This is a genomic window from Enterobacter cloacae complex sp. 2022EL-00981, assembly GCF_028737495.1.
GTDB lineage: Bacteria > Pseudomonadota > Gammaproteobacteria > Enterobacterales > Enterobacteriaceae > Enterobacter > Enterobacter cloacae.
Map to the genome: position 1 here is coordinate 61426 of NZ_JAQZRK010000028.1, position 6566 is coordinate 67991.

The following is a 6566-nucleotide window of genomic DNA, read 5'->3' on the forward strand; positions in this document are numbered from 1 at the left end:
GCTCCTCTTACAAGCATACCTACAGCTTGCCTGAGCGCCAGCAATCAAAAACCCGCAACCTTGCTTTTTAATTCTTTTCGCTCACCAGGAAGCTGTCGAACTGCGGTGAACTCCAGGTCTTAAAGCCGTCGGCCTCTTTGGTGATCATATATACCGCCAGCCCTTGCTGACGAACCACCTCTTTGGCTTTCTCAGTACCGAGCACCATTAACCCGGTATCCCAGGCATCGGCTTCCAGCGCCGTCGGGGCAATCACCGTAACCGAGACCAGATTATGCGTAATGGGTCGCCCGGTCTGGGGGTCAATGACATGCGAGATCCGCTTCCCGTCGAGCTCGTAATAGTTACGGTAGCTGCCGGAGGTGCTGATGCCATGGCCGTTAATATCGACAATTGCCTGCACCGCATTTTGCTGGTCGGTCGGTTTTTGAATCGCCACACGCCACGGTTTGCCGCTGGCGTTCATCCCCCGGCTGACCAATGCGCCACCCACGGAGACCAGATATCGCGGGATGCCTTCCTGAGCCATCAGTGCGGCCAGATGATCCGCCGCATAACCTTCCCCGACTGTCGACAGGTCAACAAACAGATCGGGGATGTCTTTTTGCAGATACTGTTGCCCGTACTGGTTGATCACCGTCAGGTGCTGAAGCCCTGTCCGGGCGCGGGCGTCGTCAATGGCCGCCTGATCGGGGGTGGTCACCGGCTGCTTATTTGGGCCGAATCCCCAGAGGTTAACTAACGGCCCCACGGTCACGTCCATCGCACCGTGGGTTTTATAGCCCACGCGCATCGATTCGGTCACGATATCGGCCATCTCCTCGCTCACCGGCCACAGGGACGTGCTGGTAGAGAGGTTAAAGCGCATCAGCGCCGAGTCGTTTTTGTAGGTGGATAGCAGCTGATCGTCGGCATCCAGCTGAGACTGAATTTTGCCGCGAAGTTCTTCTGCGCGTGCTTTATCAAGGTTCATTACGCTGACGCGCCAGAATGTCCCCATCGTTTTGCCTTCCAGCACCGTCGCCGCTGGCGCGTCGGTGTGTGCCACAGGCGTGGAAGAGTCACATGCGGTCAGGAAAAAAAAGGTTGCCAGGACGCTGGCGCGTAAAAAAGTCATGTCCATTCATTATTATCCTCATGCCAGGGCGGCAAGAGTACACCAAAACGCGGGAATTGAAAGGCCTTAAAAAAGGCAATAAAAAGGGGCCAGCCGGCCCCTTTGTTACACTGAAAAGCGATTAGAACTGGTAAACCAGACCCAGTGCTACGATATCGTCAGTGCTGATACCTGCGTTACGGGTGAACTCTTTGTCATCCAGCAGGTTGATTTTGTAGTCCACATAGGTAGACATGTTTTTGTTGAAGTAGTAAGTCGCACCAACATCAACATATTTCAGCAGATCCTGATCGCCGTAACCGTTTTCCAGATCCTTACCTTTGGACTGCAGGTAAGCCACGGATGGACGCAGGCCGAAGTCGAACTGGTACTGAGCAACCACTTCGAAGTTCTGCGCTTTGTTAGCCCAACCCAGGTTACCTACGCGAGTCGCGTTATAGGTCTGAGTATACTGAGCAGCCAGGTAGATGTTGTTAGCGTCGTATTTCAGACCGCCAGTGTAGGTTTCAGCGCGGTCGCCATTACCGTAAGTCAGATCGTTCTGGGAGCTGGTACGCTTAGAGCTGGACACGGCAGTACCGATACCGAAGCCTTCGCCCAGGTTATAAGTGATAGAACCGCCGACGCCGTCACCGTTCTGACGCAGTTCAGTACGACCATTGTTAGTCTGGTCTTCACCGCTTGCGCTACCGTTTTTACCCTGATACTGAACGGCGAAGTTCAGGCCATCAACCAGGCCGAAGAAATCGCTGTTACGGTAGGTCGCGAAGCCGTTACCACGCTGCTGCATGAAGTTGTCAGAACCGTAGGTGTCGCCGCCAAATTCTGGCAGAACGTCGGTCCAGGAAGTCACATCGTAAACAACACCGTAGTTACGACCGTAGTCGAAAGAACCCGCGTCACCAAATTTCAGACCGGCGAACGCCACACGAGTCCAGGAGTTGTTTTCGTTCTCACCAGAGTTACCCTGAATCTGGTATTCCCACTGGCCGTAACCGGTCAGTTGATCGTTAACCTGAGTTTCGCCTTTGAAGCCAAGACGCATGTAGGTCTGGTCGCCATCCTGACTGTCGTCATCAGAGAAATAGTGCAGACCATCGACTTTGCCGTACAGATCTAATTTGTTGCCGTCTTTGTTATAAATTTCAGCCGCATTTGCTGCGCCTGCTACCAGCAGTGCTGGTACCAGGAGGGACAGTACTTTAACTTTCATTTTATTAACCCTCTGTTATATGCCTTATTATTACCACTGCTTACCGGTTAACCCTCTTAACCAGTCGGCAATTTCATTCTCCTCAAAATTACAGAATAATCCAACAGGAATATGATACGAAAACTTTGAAAATGTTTCATTTCACTATCAAGATGTTTCAACTTGTAAACATCAAGGAACTTTTACAAAGCACAAAGCGCTTAAGAAATTAGCACTAATAATCAAACGAAAATAAACACCCATAAAAATCATATAGTTACAATATAAAAATTTACAGCACTGAATGACAAAACAAGATCGTGCGTAATCACTAAAATAACTCTCGCTATCATCATTAACTTTATTTATTACCGTCATTCAGCTTTGAATGTCTGTTTATCCCTAATTCAACCGGATGCTTCGCATTCGGTTTTTTTTTACCTTTCTTTACGTAATTATTCTTTTTTTGTGCTACCGCACAGAAATCATAACGACTATTAACTAAATTCACCTGAAACCCCTCCCGCATAAAACGCAACGCAACAAAACATAATTTCTTGTTTATTCGTGCTATTCTCTGTCTGATATTGAGCGTAATCTGTACATTCACCTCGGGTATGTACACATTTAATACAGACCATTCAGTAGTACTCACAGAGGAAAAAGTCGCGTGTTCAAAGGCTATGAGGCTGGAAATTCAGTTATTACCCTTTATACTGCCCTATCGCCATAAAGCACGGCCATTACGGGTTAAACATATCAATGAGTCAGACTGAAACTACCGCCCCGAGCAAATTCTCCCTTCTCCCCGGGAGCATCACCCGTTTCTTTCTTCTTTTGATCGTTGTGCTGTTGGTCACGATGGGGGTTATGGTTCAGAGCGCGGTGAACGCCTGGCTGAAGGATAAGAGCTATCAGGTCGTTGATATCACGCATGCCGTGCACAAGCGCATTGACACCTGGCGCTACGCCACCTGGCAGATTTACGACAATATCGCGGCCGCCCCGGCGACGTCCTCAGGTGAAGGGCTGCAGGAAACGCGCCTGAAGCAGGACGTTTACTACCTGGAAAAGCCGCAGCGCAAAACGGAAGCGCTTATTTTCGGCTCGCACGACAGCGCGACGCTTGAGATGACGCAGCGCATTTCAACCTATCTCGATACCCTCTGGGGTGCCGAGACGGTGCCATGGTCGATGTACTATCTGAACGGTCAGGATAACAGCATGATCCTGATCTCAACCCTGCCGCTTAAAGATCTCTCCTCGGGTTTTAAAGAGACGACCGTGGGCAGCATTGTCGATTCCCGCCGGGCAGAAATGCTGCAGCAGGCGAACGCCCTTGATGAACGCGAAAGTTTCTCTTCCCTGCGCCGTCTGGCCTGGCAAAATGGCCATTACTTTACCCTGCGCACCACCTTTAACCAGCCAGGACATCTGGCGACGGTTGTGGCGTTCGATCTGCCAATTAACGATCTGATCCCGCCGGATATGCCGCTCGACAGCTTCCGCCTGGAGCCGGACAGCAGTACCCAGAACATGCGTGCTGCCTCGGATAAAGAGGCCGCAGAAAGCGTTTCTATCTCCTTTAACGGCTCGAAGATTGAAATTGCCTCCTCGCTGAACTCAACCGGTATGCGCCTGGTGTGGCAGGTGCCGTTTGGCACATTGCTGCTCGACACCCTGCAAAATATCCTGTTACCGCTGCTACTGAATATTGGGCTACTGGCGCTGGCGCTGTTTGGCTACAGTACGTTCCGTTTCCAGCCCGGGCGTCAGAGCGATGCCTCAACGGTCCCGGCCGGAACCAGTAATGAATTGCGCGTATTACGTGCCCTGAATGAAGAAATCATCTCAGTACTGCCGCTGGGTGTGCTGGTTCACGACCAGGAAGCCAACCGCACGGTGATGAGCAATAAAATTGCCGACCATCTGCTGCCGCATCTTAACCTGCAGAACATCACCACCATGGCGGATCAGCATCAGGGGGTGATTCAGGCCACCGTCAATAATGAACTGTACGAGATCCGTCAGTTCCGCAGCCAGGTCGCCTCCCGCACGCAGATCTTCATTATTCGCGATCAGGATCGCGAAGTGCTGGTGAACAAAAAACTGAAGCAGGCGCAAAGACTGTATGAGAAAAATCAGCAGGGTCGCGCCGCGTTTATGCAAAATATTGGTGATGCCTTCAAACAGCCATTAAGAACGCTGGCGACGCAGGCGGCGGCGTTGAGCACACCTGAAAGCCAACAGCTGGCAAGCCAGGCGGATTCGCTGGTGCGGATGGTGGATGAGATCCAGCTCGCGAACATGCTTGAGAACGACTTCTGGAAAGGCACGCCGACCCTCTTCTCGATTCAGGATCTGATTGACGAAGTAGTGCCGGAAGTTCTGCCGGTGATTAAGCGCAAAGGTCTGCAGCTGCTGATCAACAACCATCTGCCAGCCAACGACGAACGTCACGGCGATCGTGAGGCGCTGCGTCGAATTCTGCTGATGATTATTCAGTACGCCGTCACCACCACGCAAATTGGCAAAATCACGCTTGAGGTCAATACCGACGAGTCCGCGGAGGATCGTCTGACGTTCCGTATCCTCGATACCGGTGAAGGCGTAACAACCAGTGAGATTGATAATCTGCACTTCCCGTTCCTGAACGATACCCAAAGCGATCGCTACGGTAAGGCCAATGCCCTGACCTTCTGGCTGTGCGATCAGCTGGCGCGTAAGCTTGGCGGCCATCTGAACATTAAAGCCCGTGAATCGCTTGGCACCCGTTATTCGCTGCACGTAAAAATGGCCGCCAATCCTCAGGAAGAAGATGAAGAACGCCTGCTGGACGATGTGGTTGTGATGGTGGATGTGACCTCGAACGAGATCCGCAATATCGTGGTACGCCTGCTGGAAAACTGGGGTGCGGCCTGCATCACGCCGGATGAAAGACTCTCAAGTCAAGAATTTGATCTGTTTTTAACTGATAATCCGTCTAATCTTACTGCCTCCGGCTTGCTTTTAAGCGATGATGAGCCAGGCGTGCGAAAAATCGGCCCAGGCCAGCTGCGCGTCAACTTTAATATAAGCAATGCGATGCAGGAAGCTGTACTACAACTAATAGAAGAGCAACTGGCGCAGGAAGAGATAGCGGAATCCCCGTTAGGCGGCAATGAAAATGCCGAGCTTCACGCCAGCGGATATTATTCACTCTTTGTTGATACAGTACCAGATGATGTTAAGCGGTTGTATACTGAGTCCGCTGCGAATGATTTTGCAGCGCTGGCGCAGACAGCACACCGGCTTAAAGGGGTGTTTGCCATGCTTAATCTGGTTCCCGGCAAGCAGTTATGTGAAACGCTGGAACATCTAATTCGTGAGAAAGATGCCTCTGGCATTGAAAAATACATCAGCGACATTGACGCCTACGTCAAAAGCTTGCTGTAGCAAGGTAGCCTAATACATGAACAATATGAACGTAATTATTGCCGATGACCATCCGATTGTACTGTTCGGTATTCGCAAATCACTTGAACAGATCGAGTGGGTGAATGTAGTCGGTGAATTTGAAGACTCTACAGCACTGATCAATAACCTCCCAAAACTTGATGCACACGTGCTCATTACCGATCTCTCCATGCCTGGAGACAAATACGGTGATGGGATCACGCTCATCAAATATATTAAACGTCACTTCCCGGACATCTCGATCATTGTTCTGACCATGAATAACAACCCGGCGATTCTGAGCGCCGTGCTGGATCTGGATATCGAAGGGATTGTACTGAAACAGGGCGCACCAACTGACCTGCCTAAAGCGCTGGCTGCGCTGCAGAAAGGCAAAAAGTTCACCCCTGAGAGCGTCTCTCGTCTGCTGGAAAAAATCAGTGCAGGTGGCTACGGTGACAAACGCCTGTCGCCAAAAGAGAGCGAAGTTCTGCGTCTTTTCGCTGAAGGTTTCCTCGTGACCGAGATTGCCAAGAAGCTGAACCGCAGTATTAAAACCATCAGTAGCCAGAAGAAATCAGCCATGATGAAACTGGGCGTGGACAACGATATCGCGCTGCTGAACTATCTCTCCTCCGTGACGCTGAGCGCGACGGATAAGGATTGATCCTCACTGTAAATGCCGGGTGGCGCTCGCGCTTACCCGGCCTTGTATTATCCTCCCGTACAGAAAGAACCGGCCAGTTCTTTCTGTCAGGCAGTCCCCATGCCGTACCCGGCCTTAGGCCACGAGCCTGTATTGTAGATCCCTGCAGTGGACTG

General features: G+C 51.1%; 4 protein-coding genes. 2 read left to right on the plus strand and 2 right to left on the minus strand.

Annotated elements, in window-relative coordinates:
* Window positions 1-67 precede the first annotated feature (67 nt).
* Window positions 68-1123, minus strand: a complete 1056-nt coding sequence (gene apbE, locus PUZ33_RS19950; RefSeq protein WP_013098005.1) for an FAD:protein FMN transferase ApbE — start codon at window positions 1121-1123, stop codon at window positions 68-70.
* 115 nt (window positions 1124-1238) lie between these two features.
* Window positions 1239-2330 (minus strand): porin OmpC, encoded by a 1092-nt coding sequence (locus PUZ33_RS19955; protein ID WP_013098006.1) that lies wholly within the window; start codon window positions 2328-2330, stop codon window positions 1239-1241.
* Between the two features lie 741 nt (window positions 2331-3071).
* On the opposite strand from PUZ33_RS19955, the gene rcsD reads away from it, so the two are divergent.
* Both rcsD and rcsB read left to right on the plus strand, forming a co-directional pair.
* Window positions 3072-5744, plus strand: coding sequence for a phosphotransferase RcsD (rcsD, locus tag PUZ33_RS19960; RefSeq protein ID WP_032618586.1), 2673 nt, complete (start codon window positions 3072-3074; stop codon window positions 5742-5744).
* Between the two features lie 16 nt (window positions 5745-5760).
* Entirely contained in the window at window positions 5761-6411 is a 651-nt protein-coding gene (gene rcsB / locus PUZ33_RS19965) for a response regulator transcription factor RcsB (protein ID WP_003859405.1), read from the plus strand.
* Window positions 6412-6566: the final 155 nt, after the last annotated feature.

Excerpts from the sequence above, each read along its gene's own strand:
- apbE (WP_013098005.1), bottom strand. The coding sequence starts at position 1,123 with ATGGACATGACTTTTTTACGCGCCAGCGTCCTGGCAACCTTTTTTTTC.
- PUZ33_RS19955 (WP_013098006.1), bottom strand. The coding sequence starts at position 2,330 with ATGAAAGTTAAAGTACTGTCCCTCCTGGTACCAGCACTGCTGGTAGCA.
- rcsD (WP_032618586.1), top strand. The coding sequence starts at position 3,072 with ATGAGTCAGACTGAAACTACCGCCCCGAGCAAATTCTCCCTTCTCCCC.
- rcsB (WP_003859405.1), top strand. The coding sequence starts at position 5,761 with ATGAACAATATGAACGTAATTATTGCCGATGACCATCCGATTGTACTG.